Origin of the sequence: Nonomuraea sp. NPDC003804 (assembly GCF_040610675.1) — a bacterium.
Taxonomy (GTDB): domain Bacteria; phylum Actinomycetota; class Actinomycetes; order Streptosporangiales; family Streptosporangiaceae; genus Nonomuraea.
Genome location: NZ_JBEXMT010000001.1, coordinates 259,498 through 277,095, shown reverse-complemented (window position 1 = coordinate 277,095; position 17,598 = coordinate 259,498). Strand labels below are relative to the sequence as shown.

Below are 17,598 nucleotides of genomic sequence, written 5' to 3'. Positions count from 1 at the left end.
GTGACCTTACGCGGTCCTGGGTCGCAGGATCCGTACCCCCGTGACCTTGGCCAGTGCCAGCGCGGCCAGCAGCGTGGCGGCCGTGGTGCTGACGCCGCCGATCTGCAGCGCCGCCTGCGGGCCGAGGGTGTCGCTGAGCCAGCCGAGCAGCGGACCGCCCAGCGCGCCCGCCGCCGCGCTCACCAGGCCCAGCACCGCGATCACCCGGCCGCGCAGCTCGTCGGGGCTGCCGAGCTGGGCGCGCGCCCCGATCGTGGTGTCGATGACCACGGCGCCCGCGGCGATCGGCAGCAGCAGCGCGGCGAAGCTCCACAGCTCGGGCATCAGGCCGCTGAGTGCCTGCGCCACGCTGGACAGGAAGGCCGTGACCAGCAGCAGGCGCATCGTCAGGCGCGGCCGGCCCGCCGCGAAGACGCCGCCCACCACGGTGCCGACGGCGAAGACCGTGGACAGCAGGCCGTAGCCGCCGGCGCCCGCGCCGAGCGGCCCGGCCGCCATCGCGGCCATCGTCACCTGGTAGTTGCGGCCCATGCTGCCGAGGACCAGGGAGAGCGCGAGGATCACCAGCAGCCAGCGGGTGCGCAGGACGTACCGCAGGCCCTCGCGGATGCCGGCGGCGCCGGCGGGGGCCTGGGCCAGCCGGTGCATCTCACCGGCGCGCATCGCGGCGATGGCGGCGATCACGGCGAGGAAGCTGATCGCGTTGAGCACGAAGAGGCCGGCGGGCCCGGTGAGGGGGATCAGCACGCCCGCCAGGCTCATGCCGAGGATGCGGCCGGCGGAGTTGACGACCGAGCCGAGCGCCATGGCGTTCGGCAGGTCGGCGGGCGGGACGACCTCCGCGCCGAACCGGCCGAGCGCGGGGCCGCCGAGCGCGGTGACCAGCCCGCCGGCCAGCGCCACGCCGTACACGGGAAGGACGGAGGTCACCCCGGAGCCGGCTACGACGGCGAGCACCACGGCGAGCAGGCCCTGCGCGATCTGGGAGGCCACGACGACGGGGCGGGCGCGCAGCCGGTCGGCGAGCGCACCGCCCCACAGGCCGAAGGCCAGCGTGGGCAGCGCCTGCAGGACCAGGCTCACGCCGACGCTGGTGGCCGAGCCCGTGGCGGACAGGATGAGCCAGTTGACGCCCAGCACCTGCATCCAGGTGCCGGTCACGGAGACCAGGTCGGCAGCGGCCCATAGGCGGTAATTACGGTGCTTGAGGGAAGCGAAGAGCAAGGCGAGACCATCTCTTGGGGGTATACCGAGAGACTTGAACGCCCCTTTACCTGCCTCGATTTCCGAATGTGCTGTTTATCACGTTTAAAGGGTAATGAGAGGTTCTTCGCGCCGGACGAGAGCCGCGTACCGGCCGTCGAGAGCCATGAGCTCCTCGTGCGTCCCCCGCTCGGCGATCGCGCCGCCGTCCAGCACGACGATCTGGTCGGCCGCGCGCACGGTCGACAGCCGGTGGGCGATGGTGATCGTGGTACGGCCGTCGGCCAGCGTGTCGAGCGCCTCCTGGACGGCGCGCTCGGTCTGGTTGTCCAGCGCGCTGGTCGCCTCGTCGAGCACCAGCACCGGCGGGTCGCGCAGCAGCGTGCGGGCGATGGCCAGGCGCTGCTTCTCGCCGCCGGAGAAGCGGTAGCCGCGTTCGCCCACCACCGTGTCGTACCCGTCGGGCAGGGCGGCGACGTGGTCGTGGATCCTGGCGGCGCGGGCCGCGGCCACCAGTTCCTCGTCGCCGGCTCCGGGCCTGGCGAAGCGCAGGTTCTCGGCGATCGAGGCGTGGAAGAGGTAGGTCTCCTGCGAGACCACGCCCACGGTGGCGGCCAGGGTCTCGAAGCTCAGCTCGCGCACGTCCACCCCGTCGATCGTGACCCGGCCGCCCGTGACGTCGTAGAGGCGGGGGATGAGATAGCTGAGCGTGGTCTTGCCCGAGCCGGTCTCCCCGACGACGGCCAGGCTGGTCCCGGCGGGGACGTCGAGATCGACGCCGGTCAGGGTGGGGCGCTCGCCGTAGGAGAAGTCGACGCGCTCGAAGCGGACCGCGCCGCGCGGCGCGCTCAGCTCCCGCGTGCCCGGCGTGATGTCGACCGGCAGGTCGAGGTACTCGAAGATGCGGCCGAACAGCGCCAGCGAGCTCTGCACCTCCACCCCGGTCCGCATGAGCGAGACCGCGGGCCTGAACAGTGCCGCCTGGAGGGTGGTGAAGGCGACGACCGTGCCGACCGACACCAGCGAGGTCATGCCGGCGGCCCAGTAGATCATGGCGGGCATCGCGGCCATGATGATCTGGATGGACGACTGCCGCCAGCGTCCCGCCATGCTCGCCCGCACGCCCAGCTCGGCCAGCTCGTCGGAGGCGGTGGTGAACCTGCGCGTCAGCTCGGTGGAGCGGCCCAGCGTCCGGCCGAGCAGGACGCCGCTGACCGACAGCGACTCCTGCACCATCGACGACATGGCGGCCAGTTTGCGCTGCCGCTCGGCCGTGATGCGCCTGCGCTCCACGCCGACCTTGCGGCTGATCCACACGAACAGCGGCAGCAGCGCCAGCGACACCGCCGTCAGCCGCCACTCCAGGAGGAGCATCGCGATGACGCTGGCCACCACGGTGGTGAGGTTGGAGACGATCGAGGTCGCGGTCGAGGTGACGACCTGCTGCATGCCGCCGATGTCGTTGGCCAGGCGCGACTGCACCTCGCCGGTGCGGGTGCGGGTGAAGAAGGCCAGCGACATGCGCTGCAGGTGGCCGTACACGGCGGCGCGCAGGTCGTGCATGACCCGCTGGCCCACGGTGGTCGAGATGAAGGTCTGCATCACGTCGAACACGCTGGTGGTGACGGCGACGGCGACCATGCCGAGCGCCAGCAGGCTCAGCAGCGCCACGTCGCGTGCGGGGATGGCGACGTCGAGGATCTCGCGCAGCAGGAACGGCGAGGCGAGGGAGACCAGCGAGGACAGGGCGATGAGGGCCAGGACGGTGGCCAGGCGGCCGCGGTAGGGCCGGAACAGCCTGATGATGCGCCGCAAGGGCGCGCGTGGTTCCTCTGTCATAGAACTCCTTTCAGATGTTCTCTCAAACAGAGGTTAGCTCACAATTCTTCCACCGGTAGGCTCCTGATCGTGGACACCGCCTCCGAGCTGCTGGAACTCGTGCACAGGATCAGCCGTCTGTCCAGGCACGGCTACCGGAACCGTCTGGAGCCGCTGGGGCTGAGCCCCGGCCAGGCGCGGGCGCTGCGCGAGCTCATCGAGGCGGACCGGCCGCTGCGGATGGTCCAGCTCGCCGAGGCGCTGCGCATCGTGCCGCGCTCCCTCACGCCCGTCGTCGACGCGCTGGAGGAGGCGGGGCTGGTGCGCAGGGAGATCGACCCGGTCAACCGGCGATCCACGCTGGTGCTGATCACCCCGCGCGGCGGCGAGGTCTACGAGCGGGCGCGCCAGGCCCGCAGGGAGGTCGCCAGGGACCTGTTCGGCGGGCTGTCGCCGGAGCAGCGCGAGCGGCTGAGGGAACTGCTGCGCGAGGTCGAGGGCGAATAGACCGTCCGGCGGCGGGCCTCAGCCCGCCTGCTCCTGCTCGGGATGCACCCTGCCGGGCGTGGCCTGGTCTGTCCTGCGGGGCGTGGCCTGGTCTGTCCTGCCGGGTGTGGCCTGGCCTGCCCGGCCCGGCTCGGTCCGGCCTGCCCGGCCCCCCGCGCGCGTGACCGGCACGCCGCGGACCACCGTGGCCAGGCACGGCGGTTGCTCCAGGAGCGCCGCGTACGGGTCGCGCCCGCCGCGCGTGTCGAAGACCGCCAGGTCGGCGCGGCTGCCGGGGCCCAGCGTGCCGATCCGGCCGGGACCGTCGGCCATCCCCAGGGCCCGCGCGCCGCCGAGGGTCGCCGCCTCCACCAGCACCCGCTCCAGGCGGCGCATCCGCGTGGCCTGCCGTACGGCCCGCGCCGTCGCCAGCGGCGGACCGCCGAACGCGATCGCGCAGCCCTCCTCCACCAGCGCCGAGGCGTCCCCGCCGAACAGCGCCAGCGTGGTGCCGCGCAGCCGCAGCAGCTTGCGCTCGCCGGGCCCGAGCGGCGCCTCGCCCGTGACGTGGCAGTGCTGCCCCAGCACGCCGGCCTCGTCCAGCTCGGCGGGGGAGTGGCGGCCGAGGTCGGCCATGAGCCGCAGCCCGAACGTCCGCGCGAGCACCGCCAGATCCTCCAGCACCAGCGGGTCGGACGCGTACGCCGCCACGCCCACCGTGCCGGGATGCTCGCGGATCGCGGTGATCAGCGCGTCCCGCTCGCTGTCCTCCCACACCTGCTCGCCGGCACCTTCGACCTCCAGATAGGTGACACCCCCGGGGCCGCGGCGGTCCCCGAGATCGGCCGCGCTCGTCACCCCGGGCACCGGCGGTCCGGTACGGCAGGCGTCCACCAGCCCGGGACTGATCAGCCCCGGCCAGCGGATCTCGTCCTCGACGGGGAAGTAGGCCAGCAGGTCGGCCCGCGAGCCCACCTGCAGCACGCGCTCGCCTCTGATCGCGACGCCACCGTCGCGGACGGGCGGGGCACAGACGGGCAGCACGCAGGGGGCCGAGTGGAGTACGACGGGCGCGGGGGTGCGGAGGCCGAACCCCCGCGTCAACGCTCCCATTGTGTGATTAAAAGGCACGAGTGCTGGCAAATCAATCACGCTCGCCAGGTTTCCGGCCGCACCCGCCTCCCGCCGGTCCCTCTCGCGAGGGCCCCACCCGGCACCGACGGCGGCTCTTCCCGCCCCTGACCCGACGCCGGCTCTCCCGGGGAAGACCTGTCCGGTTGCGGACAGGTGATGGCCCCGGCAGGTCCGGCGCGCTCCTTCTCCTCCTCGGGTGAGCCGTTCCCCGGAAGACCCTGCCGGCTCCCGGTGGGCCGTGCGTGGAACCGCTCCGTGGAGCCGCTCCGTGGAACCGCTCCGTGGAACCGCTCCGTGGTACCGCTCCGCAGGCCCGGCGGGCGCGGTGGCGGGTGCGGCGGGTGCAGTGGCGGGTGTGGTCAGCTGCGGGGGCGGTAGCGGCCGGACAGGCGGGCGAGCTTGAGGCTGAGATGCAGGCTGAGCCGTTCCCCGCCGTCCTTGAGATCCGTCTCCGCCAACTCCTCCACCCGCTGCAGCCGGTAGTACAGCGACGTCCGGTGCAGCCGCAGCCGCCTGGCGGTGGACACCGCACTGCCGGCCAGGTCGAGGTAGGTCTCCAGCGTCTCCAGCAGTGGCAGGTGCTGGGGGTCGGCCAGCAGCCGTTCCAGCCCCGGATGCAGGTCCGCCTGCGGGACGTTGGCCAGCATCCGGTAGACGCCGAGCCTGGTCCACTCCACCGACCTGCCGAGGCCCTGCACCCTGGCCGCCACCTGCGCCGCGTGCAGGGCCTCGGCGTACGACTCGCCGGCCTCCGCGAGGGCCGGCCGGGGCCGGCCGATGCCGACCACGACGGGAAGCGCCATCGCCGCGTGCACCTCCTCGGCGGGCGGCGCGGCCGTGGTGAGGAGCGTGGCGTGGTCGTAGCGCACCAGGTGCAGCCCGCCGAGGCGGCGCCGTACGGTGAGCATGCCCTGCTCCAGCGCCAGCCGGGACCGCTCGGACGGCTCGGCGGTCAGCGGCGCGGCGACCAGCGCGGTGACCGGCAGGGCCTGCGGGAAGCCCGCCTCGACCAGGGTGCGGGCGGCGTCGCGGTCGCCGGACAGCACCCCGGTGACGGCCTCCAGCTCGCGGTGCGAGGCGAGACCGGTGGCCAGGCTCTCGTGGAAGAGCGCCAGCGCCAGCGTGCCGGCGGCGGCCACGGCCTCGTCGATCTCGGCGGCCGTCATGGCGGGGGCGGTGTCGATGAACCACAGGAAGCCCATCAGCGCGCCGTCGTGCCGTACGGGGACGCAGACCCGCGGCAGCAGGCCGAGCGTGGGCGCGCCGGGCGTGCGCAGCGGCCCGGTGGCCTCCAGGATGCCCGCGGCGTTCAGGAAGCCGCGCACCTCGGGTGTGGTGTGGCGGCGCAGGATCGAGTCGCGCCTGATGTCGTCCATCGCGCCGTCCTGCTCGGAGTAGGCGATGACGCGCTGGAGGCGGTCCTCCAGCAACAGGGGCCGTCCGAGACGGATGGCTAAGTCGTCGACGCTGCGCTGCAGCACTGCCTGGCCTTTTCAGCAAATGTCGGAACTGGCGGGTGGGCTCTTCCCTACAACTGAACGGTGATCTCCGTCAAGAGCGTCTATACCGTCCTAGATCGTGAATCTCCCGAAGAAGCTGCTGAAAGGCCTGCTGGCGGCCCTCGTGCTGGCCCCCATCGGCCTTGCGGCCACCCCCGCTTCCGCCGACCCTCCCAAGGACCCCGAGATCCCCTGGCGGCAGGACCACTGGCCGCAGACCCAGCCGTGGCAACGCGACCAGCCCGAGCCGGGCGAGCAGGCGCTGCGCGGCCGCCCCTCGGCCCCGATCGGCCCGATCGACCCGCAGAACTGGAAGAACCCCGACCACATGACGTGGGCGGACTACAAGAAGGTGCCGGACACCAACTGGGCCGACCCGGACGCCAAGGGCTCCGTCCGCACCTTCAAGGGCGCGCTGGTGCTGCTCGACTACCCCAACCAGCCGTTCGTGGTCACCCAGCCCAAGGGTTCGACGATCTACCGCAACCCCAGCGCCGAGGCGCACGACGTGCCGCGCGACCAGGTCGCCACGTTCTACCAGAACTTCCTCAACACCCCCAACGCGCTCAACCGCGGCCACACCATCCACGAGTACTGGATGGAGGACTCCGGCGGTCGCTACGGCGTGGAGCTGTCCGGGTTCGGGCCCTACACGCTGTCGGGCAAGGACCACGAGTACGCCATGGAGTTCCAGGGCGGCACCGGCTGCCCCGCCGGCGACAACTGCAACAAGAACCTGCGCACCGAGGGCAAGGCGCTGTGGGTCGGCGCCATCGGCGAGGAGGAGGCCAAGAAGTTCGACTTCATCTTCTACCTCAGCGCCGGCCAGGACGAGTCGAGCACCTGGCAGGAGTTCGGGATGATGAAGTTCCCGAACAAGGAGGCCGTGACCGACGAGTGGGGCCCTGAGGACCCCAGCCTCCCCAACTGGGTCAGGACCCGCTACGTCGACTGGACCTCCTGGCAGGCCGGCTCCAACTTCTGGCCCAACGCCGAGATCGGCGTCAACTCCGTGCAGGCCGAGAGCTCGGGCATGGCCGTCTACGCGCACGAGCTGAGCCACATCCTCGGCGTGCTCGACAACTACAACAACCCGTACGCCAACCCGGTCCGCCGCGCCTACACCGGCGTGTGGGAGATGCTCAGCAGAGGCAGCTTCAACGGCCCCGGCGGCCCGCACAGCCGCTGGCTGATCCCGCCCACCTCGGGCGCCTCGATGGGCGCCCAGCACATGCTGCGCAACAAGATCAAGCTCAACATGGTCGACGAGAAGAACGTGCTGCGCCTGTCGCGCGACGCGCTCGACGAGTCGGGCCTGGTCACCGCCAGGGTCACCGCCCGCGCCGTCCAGCCGGGTCCTGACGGGCTGATGGGTCTCAACATCCAGTTCGACTCCGGCGACAAGTCGCCCGCCTGCCAGTGGCAGACCGACCCGCTGTGCGACGGCGGCGGCTACGAGAACTACACCGTCGAGGTCGTCGACCGGATGGGCACCGACTCCTTCACGCCCGACGCCGGCGTGCTGCTGGCCAAGACCAAGAACCAGGACCGGGCGCCGTTCGAGTGGGTGATCGACGCCAACCCGCAGGACATCAACATGACCGACTACGTCCTGCCGGACGGCACCAAGGTCCCGATCACCATCGGTGACTACCGCCAGCTGTCCGACGCGCTCTTCCACGCCGGGACCGACTCCGGCAGCGAGTACGAGTACGTCGACCAGGCCAACCGCCTGCACTTCTACGTCACCGACGTGCACCGCGACCGCAAGGGCACGCTCTCCTACACCGTCGCGGTCCGCTCGCTGGACGGCGCGGGGCCGCACCAGCGCGGCGTCAGGCTGCTGCCCGCCGCCGGCGTCCCGGCCGGCAAGGGGGTCTCCACCTGCAGGTTCCCGCTGTTCAACACCGGCAGGACGCGCGCCACGACGGCCGCGCACCCCGAGGACGTCTCCGCCTACCTCGGCGGCGACGTCTACCGCCTGAAGGCGTCGGTCGCGGGGCAGGGCTGGACCGCCCAGCTGCCCAACGCCCTGGCCGCGGTCGGCAACGGGCAGCAGGAGGCCGTCACGGTCAACGCCGTGCGTGCCGAAGGCGGCAGCCACCTGGCCAAGGTGACGCTGACCGCCACGTCCGAGTCGGACCCGTCCAAGACGGTGAGCGCCACCTGCCACGTGGTCGGCCTGTAACCGCCTGACGGGGTCGCCGCCCGGCGCCCGGGTAACCGCATGATAGGGTTACCGCGAAGGGCTCGGATAACCGGATGACAGGGTTACCGCGAGGTGCCCGGCTAACCGGCTGATGGGGTACGGCCCGGCCGTACCCCATCGGTCACTCCAGCCAGAGGCCGGCCAGCCCGAGCGCGAACAGCAGCCCGAGCAGCACCTCCACTCCATAGGCGATGTTCGTGCCCGTCTGGCCGAACAGCACGTAGGCGACCGCCGCGACGACGCAGCACACCAGCAGGACCACGTCGACCACGCCCAGGATGATCGCCACGACCAGCCTGAGCAGGAAGAGCACGAACCCGAGGCCGAACCACCGCGACATCGTCGAGTCGTCGTAGGCCCACCGCGACAGCGCGAAGGGCGAGTAGAACGAGCCGGCCCAGTAGGTGTTCCACCGCTCCACGGGACCCGGGACGTGTTCCTTGACCGTGACCTCGGCCTGCGCGAAGGTGATGGTCCGTACCTGACCGTCGGTGACGTCGATGAGCACCGTGCGGTCGACCACCTGGATCCTCGTGGTGCCGTTCACGACGGCGGTGAACTCGCCCTGGCCGGTCCTGACCTTGTAGATGTGGTCGAACCCGACCTCGGTCTGCCCCGGCGGGACCTCGGTGGCGTTGCGGACGATCACGTAGAGGGCGTCGTCCTCGCTGTCCGGCAGCGCGTACTCCGCGCCGATCGAGAAGACCCCCACGGGGGTGACGAGCGAGCTCTGCCCGCTCACCTTGAGCCCGCCGGGCCCCCACTCGAGGCTGACGGGGACGAACGCGGGACGGAAGCTGCCCTTCACCTGGGTGTCGGAACAGGCCGAGGTGCCGACCAGGACAGCGATCACGAGCAGGACGCGGATGATTCGTAAGGCGGAGACGTCTGCGGCACGCGCCAAAGGAGCCCCTTCCGTGGAGGCGCGGTGTGGTTGAAGGGACAACGGACGCACGGGCTCGGCGGTTCCGCGATCAGGGGTGGCGCGGGCCGTACGTGATCGGCTTGAATCACCTCTGAAGGGGGTGTGTGTTGCGACTGCCGGAGGAGGTTTCCCGGCCCCGGCGCAGGCGGCGGCACTGGCTGGCGCCCGTCGCGGCGGGTGCGGCCGCGGGAGCGGCCAGCATCCTGGCCGCGTCGCTGGAGTGGGAGATCCCGCCCGTGGCCAAGATCGGCGTGACCGCGCTCGCGGCGCTGCTGGTGGGCGTGACCACCTGGGCCACCACCGCCACCACCAGGAAAGAGCCGCAGCCGTCGCCGGAGGACCAGGCGTGGCGGCCGCCCGACCAGTGGCCGCCGTCCCCCGAGCACTTCACCGGCCGCTCGGAGGCCCTGGCCGAACTGCGCGCGGTCTTCACCGCCAGGCGCAGGTCCGACGAGCTCGGACCGCCGCTGGTCGTCTCCCTGTACGGCAGGGGCGGCGTCGGCAAGTCGGCGCTCATGGCCAGGTTCGGGCAGGAGATCGCCGACTGGTTCCCCGACGGCCGCCTCTACGCGAGCCTGCGCGGCATCAGACCTGACGAAGTCCTGATCGGTTTCCTGCGTGCGCTCGGGGTGCGGCTCACGACCGACCCCGGAGGGCTGGAGGAACTGCGCAAGCTGTGGCTGACCTGGACGAAGGGCCGCCGGATCCTCATCGGCCTCGACAACGTCGACGACGCCGAGCAGGTCAAGGCGCTCATCCCCGCCGAGCCCGGCTGCGCGGTCGTGGTCACCTCGCGCCAGCCGCTGTTCCTGATGAACGCCTACGACACCCAGCTGAGCGTCTTCAGCGAGGCGCAGGGCGTGGAACTGCTGGCCAGGCTGGCCGGCGGCGAGCGGATCGTCGACGACCTGGCCGCCGCCAAGGAGATCGTCAGGATCTGTGACTACCTGCCCCTGGCGATCAACATCTGCGGCGCGCGCCTGGCCACCAGGTCCGGCTGGTCGCTGCGCGAGCTGGCCAACCGGCTCGAGCGCCGCATCCTGGACCAGCTGGAGCTGGCCCCCACGATCGACAAGAGCGTCCGCGCCTCGGTGCAGCTCAGCTACGACGACTGCACCGGCATCCAGCGCCGGCTGCTGCGCCTGCTGTCCTCGCTGACCTCGCCCGACGTGCCCGGCTGGGTGGCCGGCGAGCTGCTGGACATCTCCGAGCTCGACGGCGCCGACCAGCTGGAGGCGCTGGTCGACGTGCAGCTGGCCGAGAGCTCGGGCACCGACCAGACCGGCGCCATGCGCTACCGCCTGCACGACCTGGTCCGGCTGTTCGCCGCCGAGCTGGAGGACGACCGGCGCGAGGCGGCCATCGAACGCGTCCTGTACGGCTACCGCCGCCGCGCCGAGGCCGCCGCCCAGGCCAGGTGGCCCCAGGACTGGGGCCGCACCGGACGCGTCGGCGACGCCGGCGGGCAGGCCCACGCCAGCGACTGGCTCAACGCCGAACGCCTCAGCCTGATGGCGATGATCCACCTGGCCAGGTCGATGGAGCTGTGGGAGCTGGTCTTCGGCCTCGGCAGGGCCTTCTGCTCGATCTGCCACTCCCTGCGCGCCTACTGGAGCGACTGGGGCGAGATCGCCGAGATCACCGTGGAGGCCGCCCGCCGGATGGGTGACCGGCGAGCGCTCGGCATCGCCCTGCTCGACCGCGCTGCCGTCCTCGGCGGCGGCGAGACGGCCGAGGAGGCACTGCGGATCTTCACCGAGCTCGGCGAGTCGTGGTGGGCGGCCAGGGCCATGCGCACGATCGGCATGCGGCTGTTCACCGGCGGCAACCTCGACCGCGCCCAGGGCTACCTCGTCGACGCGATCGCCGCCTTCGACGCCGAAGAGGACTACTGGTGGATGGCGCGCACCCAGCGCAACCTCGCCGAGCTCCGCCTGGCCGAACGGCGCTCCGAAGAGGCACGTGACCTGCTGGAGGACGCCCTCGCGGTCTTCAAACGGGACGGCAACCGCTACTCCGAGGCGCAGACGCTGCGCGCCTACGGCGAGGTGCTGGCCGCCCAGGCGCGCGGGCTCCACCGGGAGGGGGAGGCCAAGGCCGCCGCCGACCTGTTCACCAAGGCGGGCTTCAGCCTTGACCGGGCGGCCGAGATGTTCAGCAGCAGGGGCGAGCTGTGGGAGGAGGCGCGCTGCATGCGCGCCATGGGCGAGGTCGGCGACCCCGTCAACGGCCTGCGCGAGCTCGACTCGGTACGGCGGGCCGAGGAGATCCTCATCGCGCTCGGCGACTCCTGGGGTGTGGCCCGCACCCACCTGTCGTCAGGCAGGTCGCTGGCCAGGCTGGGCCGGATGGCCGAGGCGGAGAAGGAGCTCAAACGCGCCGTCGCCGCCTTCGAGGAGCTCGGCGACCAGTGGTGGATGGCGCGCAGCCTGCGCTATCTCGGGGAGACGCACCTCGAAGCGCGGGACCGGCGCGCCGCCGTACCGCCGCTGGAGCAGGCCCGCGAGATCTACCGCAGCCTCGGCAACGAGGCGGGGATGCGCAGGACCCTCGAACTGCTCAGGAGAGCGGAGTTCTGATCAGGTGGCCGGCCGCCCTGCGGGCGTCCTGGATCGACTGCTCGAACAGCTCCCGCACGTGGCGGGCCTGGTCGGCCAGCTGCTGGATGTGCGGCAGCGCCAGGTCGTCGCGCACCGTCTCGGCCAGCAGGTGCTGGTAGTCGGAGGTGCGGGCGGCCAGCATCTCCAGCCGCCGGTGGGCGCGGTAGACGTCGTCGGCCCGCAGCACCTGCACGGCGTACTCCTCCAGGTTGCGCACCCGCTGCGACAGCGAGGTCCAGGCCTGGTCGAGCGCCGTGGCGTACGGCGCGAACGCCGCCCTGAGGTTCCTCGGCAGGTCGGTCGGCACGATCCTGCGGTGCTCGTCGTGCATGCGCGAGAGTTTGGCCAGCCGCCTGGCGATCTGCCATACCTCGTCGGGCAGCGTCACCCTGTTGTCGATGGAGTCGATCAACCCCGCCTTGTGCACCTCGGAGGCGAGAATGGTGTCGGCCGCGTCCTGCGCCCTGCGCAGCAGCACCTGGCAGGGATAGTCCAGATCCTCGGCCAGGACGTAGCGGTCGGCGTGCTCGTAGGCCAGCTTGAGCCGGCGGCGCGCCACCCTGTTGCCCTCGTCCGTCGCCATCCAGCGCATCAGCGCCACCAGCGACACGCCCACCAGGGCGACGATCATCCCGGCCGTGCTGGTCAGCATCCAGATCAGCAGCAGGAAGCCGGGCAGGACGAACAGCAGGGCCGTGTTGCGCGCGGGCTCGTGCTGCTTGCCCGCTCTCGCCATGTGCATCGCGTGGGGGCCCGCTCTGAGCTGTGCCGCGACCTCCTCGGGTAGAGAAGGATCGAGCACCGGACGCGGGGGAAATGCACGCGGATCCATCTCTTCATGCTGCGTTACAAATCGCGAATCCGCACAGCCTTATCCCGACATATAGGCTCCATCTCGATGAACGACTTCACGCGATGGATAGAGCTCGAAGGCGCCGCCAACGTTCGTGACCTGGGCGGACTCCCCACCACTGACGGCGCGACCACGCGCTCAGGCCGCATTCTCAGATCCGACAACCTGCAGGGACTGACCGACGCCGACATCGAGCTGCTCGTGGGCTCGCACAAGATCAGGCACGTCGTCGACCTCCGCTCCGGCCCGGAGGTCACCCTCGAAGGTCCAGGACCCCTCACCACAGTCCCCGAGGTCACCATCCACCACCTGACCCTCTTCGCCGAGGGCGGCCGCCACACCGACGTCGACGCCGACCGGGCCCTGCCGTGGCAGGAACGCGGCGCCGACGACGACCTGCGCGTGACCGGGTTCTACTACGGCTACCTGCGCGACCGCCCCGACTCGGTCGTCTCCGCCCTGCGCGTCATGGCGAAGGACGACGGCGCGTCCATCGTGCACTGCGCGGCGGGCAAGGACCGCACCGGCGTGCTGTGCGCGCTCGCGCTCGAGGTCGCCGGGGCCACCCGCGAGGCCATCGTCGCCGACTACGAGGCGACCGGCGAACGCCTTGAGCAGGTGCTGGCCCGGCTGCGCGCCAGCGACACCTACCGCGACGACCTCGACTCCCGCCCCGCCGACGACCACCGGCCGCGGGCGAAGTACATGCTGCAGTTCCTCGGCGTGCTCGACGACCGGTTCGGCGGGCCGCTGCCCTGGCTGCACGCGCACGGCTGGACCGAGACCGACACCCGCGCCCTCCGCTCCCGCCTCCGCGACTGATCCTCCCGACCCTGCCGTCCGTACGGCCGCCGCCGCGCGTGCGCATCGGCGGAGGCGCCTGGACGTCCCGGTCCTGCGGGGCGTCCGGGGCGTGTGGGCGTCCCGCACGTCGCGAAGAACGCCCGGGTGCGCCGGCGGCCAGGCGATGGCCCGTCCCTCCGGGGAACGCCCACCGGCTGAACGCCCGGGTGCGCCGGCGGCCAGGGAGTGGCCCGTCCCTCTGGGGAACGCCCACCGGCCGCCGACGCGCCGCTCCCTTGAAGGGCGTCGGCCGGCGCCCGTCCGCGGTCCGTCCGCCTCTGAAGGGTCAGGGGATGCGCACCACCGTGCGTTCGTCGGCGGAACGGCGAGCGGCCTCGATGACGGCGAGGGCGTCGACCACGTCCCGAGGGTCGACAGGGGGCGCCGACCCGGTCCGGAGGCAGGCCGCGACCCCCAGGTAGAAGTCCAGGTAGGAGCCCGGCTCGGTGTGCACGCGTGCGGCCGACCCGATCGTGCCGAGCGTGCCCCACTGCTCCTCCGGATCCGCCCCGAACCCGGGGGCGTCCGGCGTCATCCCCGCCCGCAGCCGCTCCTCCTGCACGTCGAGGCCGTGCTTCTCGTACGCCGCCGACGAGCCGAGCACCCTGAACCGCGGCCCGAGCAGGGCGGCCACCGCGCTCACCCACAGGTGGGAGCGGGCCCCGCTGTCGTGGGTGAGCGCCAGGAAGGAGTCGTCGTCCGCGCCCACGCCGGCCCTGCGGATGTCGCTCTCGGCGTAGACCTCGCGCACCGGCCCGAGCAGTTGCAGCGCCTGGTCGACCAGGTGGCTGCCCAGGTCGTAGAGGAGCCCGCCGACCTCGTCGGCGCCGCCGCTCTCCCGCCAGCCGCCCTTGGGCACCGGCCGCCAGCGCTCGAAGCGCGACTCGAACCGGTGGACGTCTCCGAGCGCGCCCTCGGCCACCAGGCGGCGCAGGGTCAGGAAGTCGCCGTCCCACCGGCGGTTCTGGAACACGGTCAGCATCAGGCGCTTCTTGGCGGCCAGTTCGACCAGGTCGCGGGCCTCCTGGGCGGTTCTCGCGAGAGGCTTGTCGACGACGACGGGACGCCCCGCCTCCAGCGCGGCGGTGGCGAGGGGGATGTGGGTCCTGTTGGGCGAGGCGATCACCGCCAGGTCGCAGCGCGGCCACAGGTCGTCGGCGTCCTTCACCGCTGTCGCGCCGTACCTGGTGGAGACCTCGGCGGCCCTGCCGGGATCGCGGGTCACCACGGCGGCCAGTCTCAGGCCGGGCGTCGCGTGGATGAGCGGGGCGTGGAAGACGGCCCCCGCCGTGCCGTACCCGACCAGGCCCACTTGGATCTCGCTCATCACCCCACGATAACCGTCACCCGATCATGGCCAGGTGAACGGCGACGCGACCCGCGCGCACGGCCCGCTCACCGCGGCGGCCGGTCAGATGTGGTCGGGGTCGACGGCGAGGGCGACGTGGATGAGGTCCTCGATCGCGTGCGCCAGGCGCCCGTCGGCGATCTCGTAGCGCGTCTGCCGTCCTTCGGGCACCGCGACGACCAAGCCGCAGCCGCGCAGGCAGGCCAGGTGGTTGGAGACGTTCTGCCTGGTGAGCCCCAGTTCGTCGGCCAGCCGGGCGGGGTAGGAGGGCCCCTGGAGCAGGGCGATGAGCAGGCGGCAGCGGTTCGGGTCGGCGAGGGCTCTGCCGATTCTGGCCATCGCGTCGAGCCGGGTCTCCACAGTGAACACGATAATCAGGGTACACGATTTGCTGTATATACAGTTCCTGCTGTATATACATGGTTGACTGTATAGAGCGAGGAGGCGGCACATGGGACACGGGCACGGCCACGCGACGGCCGGCGCGGTTCACCGCAAACGGTTGATGATCGTGCTGCCGCTCACGCTGAGTGTCCTGGTCGTGCAGGTCGTCGGGGCGCTGCTGTCGGGAAGCCTCGCCCTGCTCGCCGACGCCGGCCACATGGCGACCGACGCCGCGGGCGTCGCGCTCGCGCTGTTCGCGATCTGGATCGCCGGCAAGCCCGCCAGCTCCCGCCGGACCTTCGGCTACCAGCGGGCCGAGATCCTGGCCGCCGCCGTCAACGCCGTGGTGCTGCTCGGCCTGAGCGGCTACATCCTCATCGAGGCCGTGCGCAGGTTCGCCAACCCCGAGCCGGTCGGCACCACCGTCATGCTGGTCGCCGCCGTGGCCGGCCTGATCGCCAACGGGATCGCGCTGTGGCTGCTGCGCGAGGGCCAGCAGGACAGCCTCAACCTCAGGGGCGCCTACCTGGAGGTCCTCGGCGACCTGCTCGGCTCGGTGGCCGTCATCGCCGGCGCCATCGTCATCCAGCTCACCGGCTGGTACCCCGCCGACGCGGTCATCTCGGTGATCATCGCGCTGCTCATCCTGCCCCGCACGTGGAAGCTGCTCAAGGAGGCCGTGGACATCCTCCTCGAGGCCACTCCCAAGGGCGTCGACCTGGCCGAGGTGCGCGAGCACCTGCTGGAGACGCCCGGCGTCACCGACGTCCACGACCTGCACGCGTGGACGATCACCTCGGGCGTGCCCGTCATGTCCGCCCACGTGGTCGTGGACGTCGAGACCTTCAGCCAGTGCGGCCCGCTGCTCGACCGGCTGCACGAGTGCCTGGCGGGTCACTTCGACGTGGAGCACTCCACGCTGCAGCTCGAACCCGCCGGCCACGTCGACCACGAGGGCGCCCGGCACCTCTGGCCCGGCGACAGCCGGCCGGGCGCCACCGGTTAGCTGTCGCGGTCGTCCCGCTCGGCCAGGAAGGCCTCGAACTGGGCCGCCAGCTCGTCACCCGTCGGCATCGGGGTGGCCTCGGCCATCAGGTTCTGCCGCTCCTGGCCACCGGCGAAGGCGTCGTACTGCTGCTCAAGACCCTGGATCGCCGACGACAGCTCGCTCGAGGCGCGGATCTGCTCCTCGATCTCGGACGTCGTCCGGTCCGCCGCGTCGTGCAGGCTGTCCATCGGGAACACCAGCCCGGTCCCCTTCGTGATCGCCTCCAGCGCCGTGACCGCGGCCTGTGGATACTCCGCCTGCGACAGGTAGTGCGGCACATGGACGGCGTAGCCGAGCGCGTCGCGCCCCTGCCCGCCCAGGCGGAACTCCAGCAGCGCGGCGACGCTTCCCGGCACCTGCACCCGGCCGAACGCGCTCACCTGCGAGTTGATCAGCTCGGGCCGGCTCGCGTGGGCCGTGACGCCGAGCGGCCTGGTGTGGGGGACGGCCATCGGGATGCCGTGCACGGTCACCAGCCTGCTCACGCCGAGCCGTTCGACCAGCCGGCCCACCGCGGCGACGAACAGCTCCCACTCCCGGTCGGGCTCGGGCCCGGTCAGCAGCAGGAACGGCGTGCCCGTCAGGTCACGCGCGTGGTAGAGGGCCAGCTCGGGGGCCTCGTAGTCGACCCACCTGTCGGTGTCGAACGTCATCGTCGGCCGCCGCGACCGGTAGTCGATCAGGCGGTCGACGTCGAAGGTCGCCACGACGCTGTGCTCAAGCTCGGCCAGCAGGTGGCCCAGCGCGAGCCGTCCGGTGCTGCCCGCGTCGACGAACCCGTCGAAGTGGTACACCAGCACGGGATCGGTGAGCTCGGGGGTCTCCTCCGCCAGCCGGTAGAGATCCGTCGGGTCGAACACGGTTGATCAGCCTTTCCCTCGGTACTCTCTCCAGCAACCTGCGGCGAGCCGGAACGATTCCGTGCACGGCACCATATCGATGAGAAATCAGCATGGAACCCCCGGGTCACACCATCCATCGCCTGAAGGGCGGACGCTCCCGCACCGGCACAATGCTCCCGTGAGCGCGCTCAAGGGGTTCGTCACCAGGATGTTCGACCTGGCCAGGGCGGGCGACACGGTCACGCTGCCGCCGACGTCGAGCAGGTGTCCCGGCGGCCCTCGCCAACCAGAAGGGTGACATCTTGCTGATGCCGACGGCATATCACGGTCACGCCGACACGATGAAGGCACGCACGGAGATGTGGACCGCCTCCGACCGGGCCAACGACAGAGGCGTGACCTCTAC

The 17,598-nt window shown here is 71.7% G+C and carries 14 protein-coding genes; 5 read left to right on the top strand and 9 right to left on the bottom strand.

All coding sequences use genetic code 11. The features are described 5' to 3' along the window. Window positions 1–6: 6 nt before the first annotated feature. Entirely contained in the window at window positions 7–1,224 is a 1,218-nt protein-coding gene (locus ABZX22_RS01270; RefSeq protein ID WP_354904751.1) for an MFS transporter, read from the bottom strand. 84 nt (window positions 1,225–1,308) lie between these two features. Next, window positions 1,309–3,042 (bottom strand): ABC transporter ATP-binding protein, encoded by a 1,734-nt coding sequence (locus tag ABZX22_RS01265; RefSeq protein WP_354904748.1) that lies wholly within the window; start codon window positions 3,040–3,042, stop codon window positions 1,309–1,311. Between the two features lie 69 nt (window positions 3,043–3,111). On the opposite strand from ABZX22_RS01265, the gene ABZX22_RS01260 reads away from it, so the two are divergent. After that, window positions 3,112–3,528: a MarR family transcriptional regulator gene (locus ABZX22_RS01260; RefSeq protein WP_354904746.1), complete on the top strand. Its 417-nt coding sequence runs from the start codon at window positions 3,112–3,114 to the stop codon at window positions 3,526–3,528. Between the two features lie 18 nt (window positions 3,529–3,546). Here the strand turns inward: ABZX22_RS01260 and ABZX22_RS01255 are convergent, their stop codons facing one another. Further along, complete coding sequence (locus ABZX22_RS01255) at window positions 3,547–4,620, bottom strand: hypothetical protein (RefSeq protein ID WP_354904744.1); 1,074 nt, start codon at window positions 4,618–4,620, stop codon at window positions 3,547–3,549. A gap of 380 nt (window positions 4,621–5,000) precedes the next feature. After that, on the bottom strand, window positions 5,001–6,122 hold the full coding sequence (locus ABZX22_RS01250; RefSeq protein WP_354904741.1) for a helix-turn-helix domain-containing protein: 1,122 nt from the start codon (window positions 6,120–6,122) through the stop codon (window positions 5,001–5,003). Between the two features lie 97 nt (window positions 6,123–6,219). On the opposite strand from ABZX22_RS01250, the gene ABZX22_RS01245 reads away from it, so the two are divergent. Then, window positions 6,220–8,328, top strand: coding sequence for a M6 family metalloprotease domain-containing protein (locus ABZX22_RS01245; RefSeq protein ID WP_354904739.1), 2,109 nt, complete (start codon window positions 6,220–6,222; stop codon window positions 8,326–8,328). A gap of 142 nt (window positions 8,329–8,470) precedes the next feature. Here ABZX22_RS01245 and ABZX22_RS01240 read toward each other — a convergent pair whose 3' ends face one another. Further along, window positions 8,471–9,253, bottom strand: coding sequence for a hypothetical protein (locus ABZX22_RS01240; RefSeq protein WP_354904737.1), 783 nt, complete (start codon window positions 9,251–9,253; stop codon window positions 8,471–8,473). A gap of 125 nt (window positions 9,254–9,378) precedes the next feature. Between ABZX22_RS01240 and ABZX22_RS01235 the strand changes: the two genes are divergently transcribed. Then, on the top strand, window positions 9,379–11,853 hold the full coding sequence (locus tag ABZX22_RS01235; RefSeq protein ID WP_354904735.1) for a tetratricopeptide repeat protein: 2,475 nt from the start codon (window positions 9,379–9,381) through the stop codon (window positions 11,851–11,853). Here ABZX22_RS01235 and ABZX22_RS01230 read toward each other — a convergent pair. Then, complete coding sequence (locus ABZX22_RS01230; protein ID WP_354904732.1) at window positions 11,834–12,706, bottom strand: hypothetical protein; 873 nt, start codon at window positions 12,704–12,706, stop codon at window positions 11,834–11,836. The two genes, ABZX22_RS01235 and ABZX22_RS01230, sit on opposite strands and share 20 nt — an antisense overlap. A 66-nt stretch (window positions 12,707–12,772) precedes the next feature. Here ABZX22_RS01230 and ABZX22_RS01225 point away from each other — a divergent pair, with 66 nt between their 5' ends. Next, entirely contained in the window at window positions 12,773–13,549 is a 777-nt protein-coding gene (locus ABZX22_RS01225) for a tyrosine-protein phosphatase (RefSeq protein WP_354904730.1), read from the top strand. Window positions 13,550–13,856: 307 nt separating this feature from the next. Here the strand turns inward: ABZX22_RS01225 and ABZX22_RS01220 are convergent, their stop codons facing one another. Both ABZX22_RS01220 and ABZX22_RS01215 read right to left on the bottom strand, forming a co-directional pair. Continuing rightward, a complete protein-coding gene (locus tag ABZX22_RS01220) occupies window positions 13,857–14,897 on the bottom strand; it encodes a Gfo/Idh/MocA family oxidoreductase (RefSeq protein WP_354904728.1) in 1,041 nt (346 codons plus the stop codon). Window positions 14,898–14,981: 84 nt separating this feature from the next. Continuing rightward, a complete protein-coding gene (locus ABZX22_RS01215) occupies window positions 14,982–15,287 on the bottom strand; it encodes a metalloregulator ArsR/SmtB family transcription factor (RefSeq protein ID WP_354904725.1) in 306 nt (101 codons plus the stop codon). A gap of 82 nt (window positions 15,288–15,369) precedes the next feature. On the opposite strand from ABZX22_RS01215, the gene ABZX22_RS01210 reads away from it, so the two are divergent. After that, window positions 15,370–16,308, top strand: a complete 939-nt coding sequence (locus tag ABZX22_RS01210) for a cation diffusion facilitator family transporter (RefSeq protein WP_354904723.1) — start codon at window positions 15,370–15,372, stop codon at window positions 16,306–16,308. Here the strand turns inward: ABZX22_RS01210 and ABZX22_RS01205 are convergent. Further along, on the bottom strand, window positions 16,305–17,210 hold the full coding sequence (locus ABZX22_RS01205) for a PAC2 family protein (protein WP_354904721.1): 906 nt from the start codon (window positions 17,208–17,210) through the stop codon (window positions 16,305–16,307). The genes ABZX22_RS01210 and ABZX22_RS01205 overlap by 4 nt on opposite strands. Window positions 17,211–17,598 lie beyond the last annotated feature (388 nt).